This window comes from Streptomyces sulfonofaciens (assembly GCF_014656295.1).
Classification (GTDB): Bacteria; Actinomycetota; Actinomycetes; order Streptomycetales; family Streptomycetaceae; genus Streptomyces; species Streptomyces sulfonofaciens.
Genome location: NZ_BNCD01000001.1, coordinates 160,966 through 178,737, shown reverse-complemented (window position 1 = coordinate 178,737; position 17,772 = coordinate 160,966). Strand labels below are relative to the sequence as shown.

8 protein-coding genes and 1 pseudogene are annotated in these 17,772 nt (G+C 71.6%); 4 read left to right on the top strand and 5 right to left on the bottom strand.

What is annotated here, in order from left to right; translation table 11 throughout:
* Positions 1–315 precede the first annotated feature (315 nt).
* Positions 316–1,179 (top strand): acyl carrier protein, encoded by an 864-nt coding sequence (locus tag IE313_RS00635; protein WP_189928869.1) that lies wholly within the window; start codon positions 316–318, stop codon positions 1,177–1,179.
* A 284-nt stretch (positions 1,180–1,463) separates the two neighbouring features.
* Here the strand turns inward: IE313_RS00635 and IE313_RS00630 are convergent, their stop codons facing one another.
* On the bottom strand, positions 1,464–2,300 hold the full coding sequence (locus IE313_RS00630) for an undecaprenyl-diphosphate phosphatase (RefSeq protein ID WP_189928868.1): 837 nt from the start codon (positions 2,298–2,300) through the stop codon (positions 1,464–1,466).
* Between the two features lie 259 nt (positions 2,301–2,559).
* Positions 2,560–4,869 (bottom strand): glycoside hydrolase family 9 protein, encoded by a 2,310-nt coding sequence (locus IE313_RS00625; RefSeq protein ID WP_229924317.1) that lies wholly within the window; start codon positions 4,867–4,869, stop codon positions 2,560–2,562.
* Between the two features lie 1,363 nt (positions 4,870–6,232).
* Between IE313_RS00625 and IE313_RS00620 the strand changes: the two genes are divergently transcribed.
* A complete protein-coding gene (locus tag IE313_RS00620) occupies positions 6,233–7,414 on the top strand; it encodes a hypothetical protein (protein WP_229924316.1) in 1,182 nt (393 codons plus the stop codon).
* Positions 7,411–8,616, top strand: coding sequence for a hypothetical protein (locus IE313_RS00615; RefSeq protein ID WP_189928866.1), 1,206 nt, complete (start codon positions 7,411–7,413; stop codon positions 8,614–8,616). The genes IE313_RS00620 and IE313_RS00615 overlap by 4 nt, the downstream gene beginning before the upstream one ends.
* Positions 8,617–8,646: 30 nt before the next feature.
* Here the strand turns inward: IE313_RS00615 and IE313_RS34875 are convergent, their stop codons facing one another.
* From IE313_RS34875 to IE313_RS00605, 3 genes and pseudogenes are all read right to left on the bottom strand, one after another.
* Positions 8,647–11,550, bottom strand: a complete 2,904-nt coding sequence (locus IE313_RS34875) for a tetratricopeptide repeat protein (protein ID WP_268256677.1) — start codon at positions 11,548–11,550, stop codon at positions 8,647–8,649.
* Positions 11,551–11,790: 240 nt separating this feature from the next.
* Positions 11,791–12,123: pseudogene (locus IE313_RS34865) on the bottom strand (transposase); the annotation flags it as partial.
* A 238-nt stretch (positions 12,124–12,361) separates the two neighbouring features.
* Positions 12,362–13,483 (bottom strand): FAD-dependent oxidoreductase, encoded by a 1,122-nt coding sequence (locus IE313_RS00605; protein ID WP_189928864.1) that lies wholly within the window; start codon positions 13,481–13,483, stop codon positions 12,362–12,364.
* A gap of 869 nt (positions 13,484–14,352) precedes the next feature.
* Between IE313_RS00605 and IE313_RS00600 the strand changes: the two genes are divergently transcribed.
* On the top strand, positions 14,353–17,718 hold the full coding sequence (locus IE313_RS00600) for an AfsR/SARP family transcriptional regulator (protein WP_189928863.1): 3,366 nt from the start codon (positions 14,353–14,355) through the stop codon (positions 17,716–17,718).
* Positions 17,719–17,772: the final 54 nt, after the last annotated feature.

Sequence of the window (17,772 nt, the reverse complement as noted above, 5' to 3'; positions counted from 1 at the left end):
CGGTGCCCGCGCTCCGGTTGGCCTCCGCACCGTCCCCGGCGCCCCTCCCGCACCCGGCCCGCCAGGGCCAGCATCCGGTCCGCCGGAGCCACGCACGCGTCCCGCGCCCACCGGGCGACCGGGGCCCCGTATCCGTCCCGCGCCCGCCGGGCCACCGTCAACGGGAGGCGTACGGGCACCCAACTCCAGGTGTCCCACCTGTGCATTCCTGCCGACGGCTACAACTACCCCCCGCCCACCGGGTGTCCAACGTGTGCCGGCTTGCCGGCGGCACCGTCGGCCGGAACGAACCGGCCGCCCGACCTCGGAGTTCACGTGCACACACGTTCCACCACGGCGCGCATCGCCGCGACCGTCCTGTTCGCCCTGGCCACCACCGCGGCCGGCGTCCTGCCCGCCACGGCGCTCACCGCCGAGCCCACCGCGGCCTCAGGGACCTCAGCAACCTCAGCGGCCTCCGCCGAGTCCGCCGCGTCCGCCTCGGCCGGCTACCACCTCGCGCTCTCCACCGACCCCGCCTCACCCGACTTCACCGACCGCACGGTCGACGTCGGCGGTGTGCTGACACGTGACGACGGCACCCCCGTCGCGGACGCCCCGGTGTCGGTCGGCGAGGGTGTCCTGTTCGAGACCTGGAACCCGTGGGGCGACCCCATCGACCCCGTCGAGAGGGAGAGCAGGGGCCTCGGCACCGTGCGGACCGACGAGAACGGCCGCTTCACCCTCCCCGACGTCACGGCGGACCGCTGGGACAGCACGCCCAGCCCCTTCCTGACCCCGCTGCACGAGGTGGAGTTCTGGGCGTCCTACGACCCGCCGGAGGACCCCACCGACCAGGACATCGTCTTCGGTGACACCCTCGTCAACACCCCGTCGGTGAGCAGCGGCATCACCTACAGGGTCAACAGGACCAAGGTGCGCGCCGGCGACACCCTCACGGTGACCGGCAAGGTGATCTTCCCCGAAGGTCACGGCCCGGTCGCCGGCACCCGGGTCCTCCTCCGCGGGAACTGGGAGAACGAGTACAACGCCCAGACCACCGCCGACGCCGACGGCAACTTCACCGTCAGCCTCAAGGTCCAGGACTACTACCAGGACTTCGCGGTCTTCTCCGCCCCGAACGACTACTTCATCTCCAAGGCCGGCCAGGACCTGCCGGTGGTGAACGTCACACGCTGACTCGTCAGGCGCGGGTACGTCACGCTGCCCCGTCAGGCGCGCCCTCGTCGCGCCCGCCGACACGTCGCGACACCCGCTGACACGCCGGGCGCGGACGGCGTCACACGTGGACGGCGTCACACGTGGACGGCGCCGGGCGGTGACGGTGCCGGGCGGTGGGCGTGCGCGGCCCCCACCGCGGGGCCGGCCACCGCACAGCGGAGGGCCCGCTGCCGTCATCACCGGCAGCGGGCCCTTCGGTCCCGGTTCGCCGCGGGCCCCGTGCCGTCGGGCCCGCGCCGCGCTCAGGCGTCCAGCACGCCCATGCCCAGCAGCCCGAAGAGCAGGACGCCGATCACGATGCGGTACAGCACGAAGGCGTTGAAGGAGTGCTTGGCCACGAACTTCAGCAGCCAGGCGATGGAGGCGTAGGCCACCACGAACGACACGGCCGTGCCCACCACCAGCGGCATCACCGGCGCACCGCCGCCCACCGCGTCCTTCAGCTCGTACACGCCCGCGCCGGTCAGCGCGGGCAGGCCGAGGAAGAACGACAGACGCGTCGCGGCGACCCGGTCGAGGTCGAGGATGAGGCCGGTGGACATGGTGGCACCGGAGCGGGAGAAGCCGGGGAAGAGGAGCGCCAGGATCTGCGAGCAGCCGACCAGCATGGCGTCCTTGAACGAGGTGTCGTCCTCGCCGCGCTTGTGCCGGCCCATCTGGTCCGCGGCCCACATCACCGCACTGCCCACGATCAGTGAGCCCGCCACCACCCACAGCGAGGCGAGCGGCCCCTCGATCAGTGGCTTCGCGGCCAGCCCCACGGCGACGATCGGAATCGTGGCGTAGATCACCCACCAGGCGAACTTGTAGTCGTGGTGGTAGCGCTCCTCACGGTTGGCGATGCCGCGCAGCAGCGCCCTCGTGAACCGCACGATGTCCTTGAAGAAGTAGACGAACACGGCGGCGATGGCCCCGACCTGGATCACGGCGGTGAACGCGACCACGGCCTTGTCGTCGACCGGGATGTGCATCAGCCCTTCGGTGATCTTCAGATGGCCGGTGGAGGAGACCGGAAGGAACTCGGTGATCCCTTCGACGATCCCGAGGACCGTGGCCTGGCCCGTACTGATGGCGCTCACGCGTTCCGTCCTTATCCGCGGGGAAGACGGAAGCGACTGTACTGGAGCCGGGCGGCCCGCCCGGCACCGCGCACCGGGTGCTCACGCAGAGCGACGGCCGGAGCGGTCCCCATGGACAGCTCCGGCCGTCGATCCCCAGCGGCGTGGTACCGCACGGCCTCGGCGGCGCGGTGCCGCGCGCCTCGGCGGCGCATTCTCGCGCGCCCTCAGCGGCGCACCGCGGCGCTGCCCTCAGCGGCGCGGTGCCGCGCGCCCCGGCTCACCCCCGGGGGCCGTGACCGCCGTGCCAGTCCCTCGTGCCGGCGCCGCCCAGGTCGTCCACGTAGGACGCCACCCAGGACAGCGGCGCGTTCCAGTTGATCGCCAGCTCGTTGGTCGAGTACGACTCGATGTCGTCGATGTAGCACATCGCGCCCACGCAGCCCGCGAGCTTCTGCTCCGCCTTCGGGTCCTCGAGCGAGTCGTCGGGGCCGCCCGCCAGGGAACCGGCGATCGGATGGGCCAGGTCCGGGTCGAGCTGGTTGGCGTAGATCCGGTTGTGCTGGTTCTGCGTCGAGCGCTCGCCGAAGCCGGTCACGTACGACTGGTTCATCGGGTTGTTGCCCAGGACGTAGTCCACGGCGCCCAGCACGGCGTTCCGGTACTTCTGCCGGCCGGTCAGGTCGGCCGCCGTGGCGAGCACCACCGCGTTGTTGAGCACCTGGCTGTTCGAGCCCCACACCCAGTGGCCGCCCTCCGGGGCGTACGGCATCCCGTATGCGGCGTCCGCGGCGTCGGCCGCGTAACGGTCGGCCGCCTGCGTGACCTCGCCGCGCACCTCGGCGAGCTGGGTGCGGGTGAGGCCGCCGCGCACCGTCGCCAGGTCCAGCGCGCCGAGCGCCGCCGTCGAACCCCACGAGAAGCCGCCCTGCGGGAAGACGTCCTCGCCCTCGCCCCACAGCGGCGAGCCCAGCACCGCGGAGCGGTAGGAGGACTCGCCGGTGGTGAGGTACAGCTCCGCCGCGGCCCAGTAGAACTCGTCGGTCACGTTGTTGTCGTTGTACGCGCCGCCGCCGGTCGAGTCGGACGCCGGGGCGTACACGGCCGGGTGCGCCACCGCGGCCCTGTACGCGCTGCGGGCGGAGGCCAGCAGCTTGTCGGCGAACGCGGGGTCGTACTTCCTGAAGAGCCGGGCGCCCTGCGCCGCCGCGGCCGCCAGGTTCAGCGTGGCCGCCGTGGACGGCGGGTGCAGCTCGCGAGGCTGGTCGTCGGCGGTGGGCTGGGTGGGCAGCGCGGTCCACTGCGCGTCGTGCAGCTTGTGGTGCGCCATGCCCGCGAGGGCCTGGCCCTGCGGCACCTGCATGGACATCAGGAACCGCAGCTCCCAGCGGGCCTCGTCCAGGATGTCCGGCACGCCGTTGCCCCGCTCGGGAACCCGCAGGCTGCCGTCGCCCAGCGCGGCCTTCGACGCGCCCGGCGCGGTCAGCGTCCGCTCGTACTCGGACAGTAACTGGGCCGTCGCGATACCGCCGTTGACCACGTACTTGCCCTGGTCGCCGGCGTCGTACCAGCCGCCGGCCGCGTTCAGGGTGTAGCCGCAGGGCTGTGCGGCGACGCAGGTCACGCCGTTGTCCCCGGTGTTCGGCGCGACGTTCAGGTGCCCGGCGGGCCGCGCCCAGGCGCTGCCGACCAGGTCGCCGCGGATCTCGATGCCGCTGCGCTCCACGTAGAAGTACTGCAACGCGTCCTTGCGCAGCTCGGCGTAGACGTCCGAGCCGATGGCGAACGGCTCGCTGGTGTCGCCGCCGATCGTGACCGTGTAGCCGTCGCCGGGCGCCGTGACACCACTGAAGTCGAACGACTGCACGTTCTGGCCCGAGGACGCGTCCACCCCGAGCGGCGTCGTGCGCCCGCTCGCCCGCTGGGTGCCGCGGGCGTCCTTCAGCGACCAGGCGACGGGCTCGGTCGAGTCCGTGACGTAGACGCCCTTCTTGGCACCGTCCGGCAGGTACCCGACCTGGTTCACCCGGACCGGGGAGCCGGTGTCGGGGTCGTACGGGGGCGTCTCCGCGCCGCCGGTCAGCGAGACGTCGTCCACGCAGAACGTGTACGCCTCGTCGCTGCCGCCGATCTGGAACGCAAGCTGGGCCGCGTCGTCGTCCGTCTTCGCCGTGAACGTCTCCGCGAACGTCCTCGGCTCCGAGGTGAGCTGGTCCGCCGAGGTGAAGTACTGCGTGTACGGTTCCGCGGCCTGCTGGACGTTGGTGGTGACGGTGACCGGGACCGTGGCGCTCGCGGTGTACGTCAGCGCGTACGTCTCGCCCGCGGCCAACGGCAGGTCGTTCTGCCCGATGATGGCGTCCCACGGGTTCGTGGTGCCGCCCGGCACATCGGCGCAGAGCCGGCCGTCGACCACCGAGGCCGGGTTGTTCGCGGTCCACCACCAGGGCGCGGTGGCACCGCCGGAGAAGTCGCCGTTGACGATCTCCTCGGTGCCGGCGGCGGGCGTTGCGGGCACCGCCGACGCGCTGCCGGCGAGCGCACCGGCCGTCAGACCGGCGCAGACGAGCGCGGCGACGAGGCGGAACACCGGTCTGCCGCTCCGCCTGCGGCGCACACGGGCGGCTGTGGCGGCTTCCTTGGACGGGCGTTGGGTCACGGTCGGATCCTTCCGGAGGTGACGGAACGGGCGGGCGGTGGTGCGCGACACCTGCGTGACGCCGTGCCCGGCGCCTTGCCCGGCGTCCGGCCCGGCGCCTGCCCGGCGCCCTGCTCGGTGACCGGACGGCATCCGCAGGGCAGCGGCGCCGTGTTCGCCGGCGGGGCGGGGGTGTGGGCGGGCGCGTGGGCGGGTCGGCGGGTTGGTGCGTGGCGGGTGCGGGGTTGCGCAGTGGGTGTGGGTGCTGCTGGTGCTGCTGGTACGAGTGCGGGCGGCGCGTGCGTCTGTTGCGCGTGCGTGGTGTGGCGCGTGGTGCCGTGACGGCGGTGCCAGGGGTGCCAGGGGGTGCTGCGGCGCGGTGACCGTGCGGTGCCGGTCCCACACGCCGGGGTGATGGGAGCGCTCCCATCACCCCCCGCATCGTGGTGGTTCACCCAAAGGCGCGTCAAGACACCGGAGCGCGCGGGCACTTGGCCGGTGCGCCGTGCCGCTCCGCTATCCGGGCGTGCCGCACCGGATGACGGATCCCGGCTTGCGCCGGCCGCCCGGTGTGCGGTGCGGGCGCGTATGCGCGAAGGGGCGGCCCCGGCTCGTTCGAAGCGGTCAAAGGGGCCGGAAGTGCGCCGTCGCATCGCCCCCGAGGGCGTGGGCGCCCCGTTCGCGCGGGCGTACGCCAGGAGTTGGGGCCGTGCAAGGTTTCTGCAAGGTGTCGGCAAGGGCCGCGCGAGCATTTGGCAGGCAATCCGTCGGACCGGGTGGTGACAACCCCTTCAGCGGGTCCACCGCGCACGGACCCGTGCGACCGGAAACACAACCGGAACCCATCCCAACCGATTCTGCACACAGGCAGAGAAAGCACGGGGGATCGACCATGTCCGTCTGGAACACGCCCACAGCACCGCCGGTGCCTCCACCGTCGGGAAGCCTCGAAGAGATCGGAGGCGCCGGGGGTACCCGGAGCCCCGGGTGCCCGGGAGGCCCCGGAAACCCCGATCACGCCGGTCAGGCCGAGCCCGCCGGTCAGGCCGATCATGCCGGTCATGTCGACCACGCCGGTCAGGCCGGGCTCGCCGGTCACGCCGGTCACGCGGGTCACGTCGACCACACCGTGCGCTCCGGGCGCTCCGGACACCCCGTCTGCACCGGCAACGGGTCCGCTCCGGGCACCGAGCACTGCGCGGCCGCCCCCGCCCGGCCCGCCGGTGCAGTCGGCGGGTCCGCCGCCCCGCCCGGCCGGCCGGCCCCGGCCGGGCGGCAGTGGCTGACGAAGGTGGGGGGCCGGCGAGTGCTGGCGATCGTGCACACCATCACCTACGTCAAGCGGTTGCTCGACGTCCTCGCACTGCTGGAGGCGGACTTCCGGATCCAGGTGCTGTTCACCGCGCCGCCGCACGTCTTCGGCGACGAGGTGCCCCGCTTCCTGGCGGCGCTCGGCAGCGCGGTACTGCCCTGGCAGGCCGTCACCCGCATGACGTTCGACCTGGCGCTGGCCGCTGGACCCGGTGGCGTCTGCGAGGTCAGGGCGCCGCTGGTCGCGCTGCCGCACGGGGCCGCCTACCTCAAGCGGATCACGGAGGCGGGCCCGGCGGAGGCCGGGGTCGCCGGACTGCGCCGGCGCGACATCGTGCCGGACGGCCGGACCCTGCCCGCGGCCCTCGTCGTACCGCACAGCGACGAGTTGCGGGCCCTGGCGCGCAGTTGCCCCGAGGCGCTGCCCGTCGCCAGCGTGGTCGGCGACCCGGTGCACGACAGGATCGCGGCCAGCCTGCCGTACCGCGCCGCGTACCGGCGCGCGCTCGGTCTCGACGACGGCCGACACCTGGTCGTCGCCGTCTCCACCTGGGGCCCGCACTCGTCGTTCGGACGGATCGAGACGCTGCTGCCGCGGCTGACCGCCGAACTGCCCGTGGACCGGTACCGCATCGCCGTACTGGTGCACCCCAACGTGTGGGCCGGGCACAGCCCCTGGCAGGTGCGAACCTGGCTGGCGCACTGCACGCGGCAGGGCGTGTCCGTCGTGCCGCCCGAGGCCGACTGGCGCCCGGTGCTGCTCGCCGGCGACTGGATCATCGGCGACCACGGCTCCGTCACCCTCTACGGCACGCTGACCGGCGCCCCGATCCTGCTGGCCGCCTCGCCCGAGCAGGAGATCAATCCGGACTCGCCCGCCGCGGCCCTCGCCATGACCGCACCCGCGCTCACCCCGACCGTTCCGCTCACCACCCAGCTCGCGTACGCGCTGGACGAGTACCGCAGCCACGAGTACGCGGCGATCGCCGCCCGCATCACGTCGGAGCCGGGCCGGTTCAACCGCAACATGCGCCGTCTGATGTACCGGCTCCTCGGCCTCGGCCAGCCGGCCCACGAACCGGTCACCGTCCCCCTGCCGCTGCCGCCCGCGCTGGACTCCTGGACGACCTCCGGCAACTGGGCGCACACGCCCGGCGGCGCGGGCCGGGGGGAGGTGCCGGCGTGACGCGCTTCGTCGTGGTGGCGCTGTTGGGCGAGGTGCCCGAGCGCGTGCTGGAGGACGCGCTGCGTCAGCGGCGCGGCGAGGCCCGGGGCCCCTCGGGCACCACGGGCCCCGGCACGCTGCGCGCGTGCCGTCCGGTCGGCCCGGTGGGGCGGCCGGACGACCCGGCAGGACAGCCGTACGGCACGACGGGGCGGCCGCTGCTCGCGGTGACGGTGCTGCCCGCGGGGGCGCCGGGCACCGCGGTCGCCCGGGGCTCGGACGGCACCGGCCACTGCGGGGGCGCCCGCGGTGCCGGCTCCGCACGGGGGCCCGGGTCCGCGGGGGGCACCGGCTGCGGGCGCGGGTCGGACCCCGGGGCGGCCCCCGGCTGCTCCCTGCTGGCCTGGGGCGTCGAGGAGCCCGGGGCACCGGTGGCACCGGTGGTGCCAGTGCTGTCGGAGGTGCCGGTGTTGTCGGAGGTGCGGGTGGTGCCGACGGTGCCGGTGTCGGTGCCGGTGGACGAGCACCTGGTGGTGGACGTCGACGGCCCGCGGCACGGTGGGTGCGGCCGGGACGGCGTGTGCGGTGGGAGTGAAGGGTCCGGTCGGCGGGACGGGCCCGGTCGGTGGAAGGACGGACCCGGTCGGTGGGACGGAGCCGTTCGGTGGGACGGCCTGAGCGGTCGGCACGGCCGGGACCTGTGCGGTCAGGCGGACGTCCTCGTGGCCGGCCGACCGCGGCCGCCCGCACGTGCCGCACGTGCCGCGGTCGAACTGGCCGCCGCCCACAGCGGCTGCCTGCTGGCAGCGGCAGCGCGGACGGACGGCGGCTGGGCGGTCGCGCTCGGCGGACCGGGCGCGGCCGTCCACCACGTCCGGACGCACACGGCCGTACGAGACGGGACGGTCCGGGACGGGGCGGGCCAGGACGGGGCGTCAGGTGACGGAGCCGTGCGGGACACGACCGTGCGGGACACGACCGTGCGGGGCGGGACCATGCGGGACACGACCGTGCCGGGCCCGACCGTGCCGGACCCGACCGTGCGGGGCGGGAGCGTGCGGGACACGACCGTGCCGGGCCCGACCGTGCCGGACCCGGCCGTGCGGGGCGGGAGCGTGCGGGACGAGGAGCGCCTGCTCCTGCCGTCCTGCCTGCACGCCTGGCTGCTGAGCGGGCGCACCCTCGACGAGCTGGAGTCGGCGGTGGTCGTCCTGCGGTGCTGACGGGGGCGGCCGGAGGGGGCGGGTCCGGTCTCAGCCGCCGCTCCCGCTCCCGCCGGCCACCTCCCCCAACCGATCCCGCACCCGCCGCGCATCGGCCGGGCTGGTGGTCTCGTGCAGGGCCAGGGCGCGTTCGAAGTGGTCCAGGGCGGCCGCCCGGTCACCCCGGTCGGCCGCGCTCTCGCCGAGCATCTCCAGGGTCCGGGCCTGCCAGTGCAGCGACCCCGCGGCACTGAACAGTCCCAGCGCGCGGTCGAGTTCGGCCAGGCCCGCCTCCGCGTCGCCCGCGACGACCCGGGCACGGCCGAGCAGTGCGAGGGCCCGGGTGGTGTCATGGGGATCGTTCACACCGGCCAGCACCTCGTGGGCCCTTACGAGGCGGTCGACGGCTTCCGAGGGCCGTCCCGTGGCCAGCAGCACCTCTCCCAGCACGATCAGGGAGAGGCCCACCCCGCGGACGTACCCGCAGGACTCCCAGAGGCCGATGGCGCGGTGCAGGTACGCGTCGGCCCGCTCCGGGCGGCCCGCGTCGTGGTGGCAGGTGCCCAGGCCGTGCAGGGCCTGGCCCTCGCCCCGCACGTCCCCGGCCGCGCGGGCCGCGCGCAACGCGTCCTCGTACCAGCCGATGGCGGTGTCGGTCCTGCGGGCCGCCGTGAGGCCGATGGCGCCCGAGTTCAGCATCTGGCGTTCCGCTTCGCGGTGTTCGGGATGCCGGGAGAGGCGGGCGCAGGCGAGGCCGATCTCGTGGGCCTCGATCCACAAGTCGTAGTAGCGCAGCCGGAGGAAGAGCGGCCAGCAGGCGTCGACGAGCTGCCAGGCGGTGTCGTACCACGCCCGCTCCGCCGCGGTCCGTACGCAGGCCATGAGGTTCTGCCGCTGCCCGTCCAGCCAGCGCAGGGCCGACGCGCCGTCGCTGAACGGCGCGGGCGCGGCGGGCGGATGGGCGTAGTCGCGGGAGAGGACGAACTGCGCAGGCGTGAGCAGTTGCTCGGCGGCGGTGGCGGTCGCGAGGTAGAGGTCGCAGACGCGCCGCACGGCCTCGTCCGAGCTGCGCGGGGACTCGGCCGCGGCGGCCTGCGCGCGGGCGTGGTCCCTGACGAGGTCGTGGAAGCGGAAGCCGTCGGGGCCGGGCCCGGCGTCCTCCAGGAGGTTGGCCTCGATCAGTTCGTCGAGCAGGCGCTCCGCCTCGTCCTCGGGCAGTGCGCAGGCGGTGGCGGCTGCGCGGGTGTCGAACGTCCGCAGCGGCAGGGCGCCCAGCCTCCGGTAGAGGCGTGCGGCGGCGGCGCCGAGGGCGGCGTACGAGAGGTCGAGGGCGCTGCGCACCGCGGCTTCTCCTCCTACGGTGAGTACGGCAAGGGGGCCCGCGTCGCGCCCGAGCGCGTCGGCCATGGCCTGGACGGGCTGGCGCGGGCGGGCGGCGAGGCGGGCGGCTGCCAGGCACAGGGCGAGCGGCAGGCCCCCGCACAGCTCCACCACGCGCCGCGTCGCCACCGGCTCGCAGGCCGTGCGGCGCCGTCCGACGCCGCGCGCGAACAGGTCGAGCGACGCGTCGGAGTCCAGCACCCCGAGCGGATGGAACCGCGCGCCGTCCACCCCCAGCCCCGTCAACCGGTTCCTGCTGGTCACGACGACGACGCTGTCCGGGCCCCCGGGGAGCAGGGGGCGGACCTGGGCTGCGGTGAAGGCGTTGTCGAGCATGACGGCGAGGCGGAGCCCGGCGGTCATGGACCGCCACAAGGACGTCTGCTCGGCCACTTCCGCGGGCACGGAAGCGGCCCCAAGCGCCCGCAGGAACTGCCCCAGCACCTCGGTCGGCTCCGCGGGCGCCACGGCCGAGTGCCCGTGCAGGTCCGCGTACACCTGGCCGTCCGGGAACTCCTCGGCCACGGCGTGCAGCCAGGCGGAGACGAGCGTCGTCTTGCCCACACCCGGCGGGCCGTTGACGACGACCAGCAGCGGTGCGGTGGGCGGCTTCTGCCGCAGCAGCGCCCCGAGTGCGGCCAGATCGGGGCCCCGGCTGGTGAAGTGGGCGGGAACCGGGGGGAGTTGGTGCAGGGCCGGGGGGCGGGCCGGAGGGAGGCGCGCGGGATCCGGAAGGGCGACGGGGACGGGGGCCGGGGCGGTGTGGATGTGGATGGAACCGTGCACGTCCCCGGCCTGGATGGCGGGACCGTGCACCTGGGTGCCGCCGGTGAGGGAGTTGGCCTGGGCGGGGGAGGGGGGCGCGGCGGCGCGGGGGCCGCGGAGGTCGCGGGGGTCGCGGGGGTCGCGGGGGTCCGTCTCCGGCGGCCGGTGCGGCCGGCCCGGATCGGTGGGCGAGGGTGCCGTTCCCGGTGAGTACGGGTCTTGGTGCGCGACGAGCGCCACGAGGTCGGAGAGCCCCGCCATCAGCTCGGGCCGGGCCGGGGCACGTTCGAGGAGCCCGTCGACGAGCGCCCGCAGATACCGGGGGTCCTCCGGCGCGGCCAGGGCCCGCCGCCAGAGCAGGGCCAGGCGGGCGTCGTCTCCGGGGGAGTCATCTCCGGACGCGGCGGCACCGGCACCGGCGGCCGCGCGTCCGGTACCGGGGTCTGCGGCGTCCCCGGCACCCCCGACGTCTCCGGCACCCTCGGCGTCCCGGGCGCCTGCCCGTCCGGCACCCTCGGCGTCTCCGGCACCCCCGACGTCCCGGGCGCCTGCCCGTCCGGCACCGGCACCGGCGTGACCGCCGTCTGCGCCCCCGGCACCTGCATCGGCACCGGTGCGTCCTGCACCGGCGTGTCCCGCGTCGGCCCCGGGGGCCGCGGCAGGCTCGATGAGGGCCCCCAGCGTCCGCCGCACATACCGCGCCCCGGCGCCCCAGTCGTGCCCCGGGCCTGTGCCGTCACCGGGGCCGCCGGGACCGCCGAGCGCCATGGCAACCAGTTCCAGGACCCCGACACGCGTGACCGCACCCATACCGCCCGTCCCCCCGACGCCCGCCCACCACGCGCGACCGGCAGCCGCACGGCTCGCCGACCGCCGCAGGCCCGCTGCCCGACCGCCTGCCCCTGTCGCCGACCCGCACTTTTGCGGTTCCGCAGTGGTCGTTCTCTGACGTGTTCGTACCCAACAACGCGACACAACAGAGCTCGATATGCCACTGAACACAACCCACCAGCAGGTTGCGTTCCCCATCCGGCGCGGCCAAGGGCAGAAGGGCTCGGGCAGGCAAAGCCGACGTACGATCAGAGCACGTCCCCGGCCGGTTGCCAGCGCAACGAAAACGCCGACCTGGGAGTTCTCGATGCGTCCCGCAGTGCCGGTGCACTGCCTCTGTGCCCCTGCCGAGGACCGGCCCCTCTTCAGGAAGCCGGTCTCCTCCTCGATCAGGACACCGTCGGGGGCGGCGAGGTGTTCCGCGGCGTAGGAACGCAGGTCGTCGCGGACCGCGTCGGCACCCCAGCAGGCATGCCGCAGTAGACGCTGCAGCGACCCGGGTCGCGTATGGCCTGCTTGCTCGGCGATCTGCCAGCAGTTCTTCCGCTCCATGCCCGACACAGCCCGGGCAGGTAGGGATGGGCTGACGAGCGGGGCTCAACCCGCCGGAGTCGGTCCGCGAACCGGGCCATGACCTGGTCGAACATCGCCCACCAACGGGCAGGGTCTGGGCTGTGCCGTGCAGCCACCGCATGATCTTCAGGAGTCGACACAACCCCCGATGATCATACGATGGCCGTGCCTGTTCCCCGCTGGGTCCGCGACAGGATCGCGAACCCGGACCGAGGTGTCAGGAGCGATCGAACAGAGTGACTACGCTCTGCGGTGCTTCCTGGCCGAAGAAGACCTCCAGGTTCTGCGCCGAGCGGCTGGCGGCGTCGCCACTACGCAGGAACAGCCGCTCTTCGTAGGCGGTGAGCGCGACCTCGATGTCGGGTTGCTCAACCAGCTTGCTCGCCAGGTCCGCGCCGTCGTACATGGCGAGGTTCGCCCCCTCACCGGCGAAGGGCGACATCAGATGCGCGGCGTCGCCGACGAGCGTCACGCCGGGCACCCTGTCCCATTTGAGCCCGACGGGCAGGGCGTAGATGGGTCGGAGCCGCGGTTCCACGTCGCTCTGTGTCACGAAGGCGGTGAGCAGCGGCGACCAGCCATCGAACTCCTCGGCAAGTTGACGGAGGCCGGCGGACGGGTTGCTGAAGTCGATCGACCTCGTCCACTTCTCGGGCTTGTTCAGCGCCACGTATCCGCGCACGTGCCCGTCGGCGTAGCGATGCACGATGATGCCTTTGCCCGGGGCGACCGCCATCAGCGTGCCGCTGCCGACCGCGGCCACGCTCGCCCGACAGTCCTGGCCGCCCGAGGCGAGGGCGATCTCGATGAAGCAGGTTCCGCTGTAGACAGGCTTGGCGGGGGTGAGCAGCGGACGCACCTTCGACCAGGCACCGTCCGCGCCGATGACGATGTCGGCGAGCGCGGTGGAACCTTCCGCGAAGGTGAGGTCGTAGCCGCCCTCCACACGGTGCCGGATCGAGGCGAGCTTGTGACCCCACCTGATCGTCCCGGGCGCCAGCGAGTGGATGAGCAGGCGCCGCAGTTCGCCACGATCCACCTCTGGACGGGCCGAACCGGGCTCCGCAGGCATGTCGAACAGGATCGTGCCGTGGCGGTCCACCACGCGCTTGGCATCCTCGCCCGGGCGGATCAGAGTGAGGAACTCGTCGTACAGACCGGCTGCACGAAGCGCGACCTGTCCGGTTTGTATCTCGATGTCGAGCAGGCCGCCTTGCGCACGGGTCTTCGCCGAAGCCTCACCCTCGTAGACCGTCGCGGCGACGCCGTGAGCCTGAAGCACCCGCGCGAGCGTCAGCCCGCCCAGTCCTGCTCCGACAATGGCGATGGTCTTCTGCATGCTGCGCTCCTCTGTTGCGCCGACACGCGCCGGCGATGGTCAGCGCCAAAAGCGGACGGGATGCCCGATCTCGGCAAGGAGACGCTCACCGATCAGAACCATCTGCATCGATGTACGAGCGATGTCCGGCGGGTGGACCCGAGGAACATCGGTTTTCGCGACCTCGTGACAATAGCTGGGCATCCGCCTCGCGGTGACCGGGACCGCTCACGATGCAACGCACCGCGCCAGCCACGTTCGTCCTCGACAACCGCCTCGACCGGCTCGGCAGTGCTGCCGGAAAAGATGACACTCGCTCGCCCTGGTCCGTCTGGCGCAGACACCACCAGGCAACAGCCCGACGCAACCACTCCCGACGACGGACCGCCGACGAGCCCACCGGATAGATCACGAAACCGGACTGGAGTACTAACTGGCCAACATCGGCTCGTGCACGGTTGTGGCGATCGCTCGCGGTGGACGAAAACTGACGGCCCGTCCAGTCATGGCCTGAGCATCACAGTCCGTTCCGGACGTGAAGAGCGCGAAGTCGATCGGTCGGTGACTTGGCCTGAGCGGCAGTCTCGCCGCAGATCGCACCTGTGCGAGGTGGTTTGCACATCGCCCGTGCGTCGAACATCACATTCACCACTGTGATGCAGTGGCTTCGTCGCCAGCCACTCTTCCTCACGCTTGTGTTGATCCATAACGGTCCATCTGAAGTCGAGCGATGGTTACAGGCCACGCCTCTCTGCGATTGCAAGGAATACACCCTGGCGAGGCCGTCGAATCCCGTGTAATCCTCGTCGGAATAGAAATAAACCGTTCGCAAGTGCGCCAACGCCCACACGTGCTGACTGCCCCACGTAACCCAACGGGGGAGGCCGTCAATGGAGATCTTGCTCCTCGGTCCGGTGGAGCTTGCTGTCGAAGGGCAAATATTCGAACTGGCATCCGATAAGGTGCGCTGTCTGATGGCTGCGCTCGCGTTGGAGGCCGGTCGGCCGATTGCCAGGGACATACTCATGGAGCGCCTGTGGGATGGCGATCCGCCGCAGAACAAGGACCGGTTGTACTCTCATGTGTCCCGTGCGCGGCGGCAGTTGCGCGAGGCAGCGGCGCTGGAACGTGAGGCGAGGGCTGCGTCGGGGCCGGGCACCACGGCGGAGACTCCGGTGACCGGTGGCACTCCGGCGCCGTTCATCGACCGACGTGCGCATACCTACATCCTGATGGCAGCACCGGACTCGATTGATCGGCTCCGGTTCCGGCAACTGTGCAAGCAGGCGCAGGCGGCTCTGGCCAATGGCAGCGACGAGCGCGTCGTTGAACTCCTCACTCGTGCAAAGGCGTTGTGGCGCAGCGAACCATTGGCCGGGCTGCCAGGTCTGTGGCCGGCCCGGATGCGACGGGTGCTCCAGGAGGAGTACCTCAGCGCCGTGGTCACCGGCAGTGCGGCGGCGCTGCGCCTGGGCCGTTTCGAGGAACTGGTCGGGGAGTTGTCCGAACTCGTTGAACGGCACCCGGGCGACGAGCAACTTGCCGGGCATCTGATCCTCGCCTGCCACGGCAGTGACCGGCACAGCGAAGCAGTGCGTCTCTACCAGCGGGTCAGTCAGCGGTTGAGGTCGCGGCTCGGCACCGGGCCCGGTACCGCCCTCTCCCGAATCTACGAGGGAGTGGTAGCCGGCCGTCCGGTGTGGGACCTGGTGCGCGAGGCCGTGCCCTCCACGTCGTCCGGTACGGGAGTCGCCTCATCGCGGACACGCGACGGCGCGGTGCACAACTCCTCCGCACCCGTGGAACGTCGCAGTACGACGGGTGGGCCGACCTCCGAGGCCCCCGGGCGTGTGAGCGCCCCCGGGGGGAGTGACTCGAACAAGACGGACGCTGACCACTCCACAACCAGGGGGCCGCAGTCCCTGGTTCCGCGGGAGCGCGCCACGGAAAGTGGGGCGGAGCCTCCGCCGAACATCCCCCGCCCGAGGATGCTGCCCCGGCAGACCGCCCTCGAAGGACGGCAGGCGGAGTTGGAGGAACTCACCTCTGCCATGCAGGCCGCCCATGGCCAGGGTGCTCCGGCCAAGCTCGTCACCGTCTCCGGTATGCCGGGCGTCGGCAAGACGGCTTTGGCGGTACGCGCAGCCGCGCAGCTCGCGGAGGACTTTCCACATGGGGAACTGTATGTGGACCTACGGGGGCATGACGGTTCGAAGGATCCTCTCAAGCCGGAGACCGCCCTCGGCATCCTGCTCCGAGGACTGGGGGCGCCGGCCGAGACGGTGCCGGTGGACGTCGACGAGTGCGCCGCCGTGTGGAGGGCGATGCTCGTCTCCCGCCGGTGTGTGGTCGTCCTGGACGACGCGGCTGACACGGCGCAGGTGACACCCATGTTGCCGGGTGAATCCGCATCCGCGATGGTGATCACCAGCAGGCGGTCCCTGGCAGGCCTGTCCGACGCCTATTCCCTGACCCTTGAGGCACTGCCCCAGAAGCATGCAATCGGATTGTTCAGGAGGCTGGTCGGTGAGGATCGGACACGTGACATAGGACTGGTCGCGCGTATCGTTCGCTTATGCGGCTACCTGCCGCTGGCCATCGAACTCGTCGCGATGCGCTTCCGGGGCCGTCCCACTTGGAAACTGAGCACGCTCAGTGAACGTTTAGCGCGTAGTCCCGGACGTCTCGACGAACTGCGTGACATGGACGACCAGCGCGGTGTGATCCGCGCGTTCTCCTTGTCCTACCGCACTCTGGGGCTGGCTGAACGCCGCGCTTTCCGCCTGCTGAGCCTCCATCCTGGATCGGGCTTTTCCGCAGAAGCAGCCGCTGCACTCCTGGACCTTGCTCTGCCGCAGACCGAACGATTACTCGAGGCTCTGTTGTCCTGCCATCTCCTCCAGGAGACCGCACCCAACCGCCACAGGTTCCACGACCTCCTGGCCGAGTACGCTTCCCTGCTCGCCGAACGCGAGGAGAGCAGCACGGAACGCGACCGGGCAGTGACGCGTCTGACCTCTTTTTTCACGATGGCAGCAGACCAGGCCGAGCGTCTGGCGTACCCGCACCGTCTGGCCCCTGCTGTGCCGCACCAGGTTCCTCCAGGGCCGCTGCCCTTCGAACCCACCGCCAAAGAGGCACAGGCATGGTTCGAGATCGAGTGCGGAGCGCTGCTCCACCTGGAACGCCAGGCTCACGGGCATGGCAGGCAGTACCAGGCGGCAGTTCTTGCACAGTACTTGACGGCGTTTCTGAGGGAAGAGTGCCATTGGGCGGACGCGAAGGCGGTTGCCTCCCGCTCTTTGGAACACTGGCGGAGTGGGGATCAACGGGCAGCGCTCTGCCGAAGCCTGCTCTCCCTTACTGCGCTTCACGCTCGGCTTGGCGAGTACGCGGAAGCGGACGCGGTCGGTGGGGAAGCGTTGGCTCTGGCCCGCTCACTGCAGGACAGGGATGCCGAGGCGGAAACGCTACGGGAACTCGGAGTGCTCCGCTGGTACGCGGGAGACAACTCCGCCGCCCTTCGACACTTTGAGATGGCCTTAGAAATAAGAAACGCAGCTGGACAGGCGTGGGAGCAAGTAAGGCTTGAGAACAACATCGCAATGACGCTAGTGCACATGGGTGAGAAAAGAACTGCCCAGGAATATTTCCAGCGTGCCATTGCGGGGTTTCGCGAAGTGGGGGACAGTCGGAGTCTGGGCGTGGCCCTCGGTAATTCTGGCAGTCTCTACATAGAAACTGCGGACCTGGTGTCAGCCCGTGCATCCCTTGAAGAAGCTCTTCCCCTTCTCAGATCCACGGGCAGCTTGTACGAGCTGAGTGTGGCGAACATGAGTCTTGGGTTCCTCTATGTGGAGTCAGGAGATGCGGAAGCCGCCATCGCCGTGTACCGCCAATCCCTGGTCTCGTTCAGGGCGTTGAATGACAGAAGAAACCAGTCCAGCGCTTTGAATGGACTCGGCAGCGCATACCGTGTGGCAGGGCGATATGCGGATGCGATCGAGTGCCACCGCCATGCACTGGACATAGCCATCGAAATAGGCGCGGCACACGAACAGACGGTGGCATATCGAGGGCTGGGCGAGGTCGAGGCGGGCGCCGGCGGGGGAGAAACGGCTGCTGACCACCTTCGAGCGGCCATCGCCCTGGCGGATCGAACTCATGATCTGCATGAAGCCGCTCTGGCGCGGCGACTGCTGGCAGAGGTTCAGCAGTCGTTCGAACTCAGTATCGGACCTAACGCGCAGGCGTAGTAACCAGTCTGTACATGACAGTGATCGTCGAGATTAGTCATACGGTATGATCGC